The 606-nt window shown below is 64.9% G+C and carries 1 pseudogene; it reads right to left on the minus strand.

What is annotated here, in order from left to right:
• Positions 1–424 (minus strand): annotated as a pseudogene (locus EH240_RS37340) (class I SAM-dependent methyltransferase); the annotation flags it as partial.
• Between the last annotated feature and the right edge of the window lie 182 nt (positions 425–606).

A 606-nucleotide genomic window follows, 5' to 3' on the forward strand; every position in this document is an offset into this window, starting at 1 on the left:
CCAATCCTATTTCCTCCCAGCCCTTCCGGAACCCGTCCTCTCCCGGGCGGCGGAACACGGCATTGGCAAGCTCGGATGCGCCGAAGCCGGTAAACCGGATCAGCCGGGCCTGTTCTTCCACTGTCGCGGGACGATCCGCGGCCTCGATGTCGGCAGCGAGACGGATCGCTGAGAGGTTGTCGAGCGCCCGCTGCTTCCAGCCTTTCGCCAGGCCACGGTCGCTTGCGAGAAAGAAGTTCTCCCCTCGGGCCGCACATGCGTCTACCCCTGGGAAACCGGGAGCAGTTTGGGGACCGGTCGTCGGCTCTGGTTCGGCAGGAGGGGACGAAGGATCGTCGTCGAAGGCGGTGACGCCGAGGCCGAGGCCTGACGAGAGCGCAGTGTTTCCGAAGAGATCGAGCGTGAAGGGGTCGTCGTTGGACATTGGGATAGTTCCTTGCGTGAAGCCGCGGCAAAACTCCGGCCGAGCGGATCGGCCGGAGGACCGGCGGCACGGTTGGGAGGGATCAGCGGCTAATCAGCGAGAGGGAGATGTCGCTCTCGCTGAGCTGCACGTTGAGGTGGGTTGAGCGAGAATTCCGGTCGAAGAGCGGGGTCAGCCGCTCA

The sequence above is a fragment of the Mesorhizobium tamadayense genome (assembly GCF_003863365.1).
GTDB classification, from domain to species: Bacteria; Pseudomonadota; Alphaproteobacteria; order Rhizobiales; family Rhizobiaceae; genus Mesorhizobium; species Mesorhizobium tamadayense.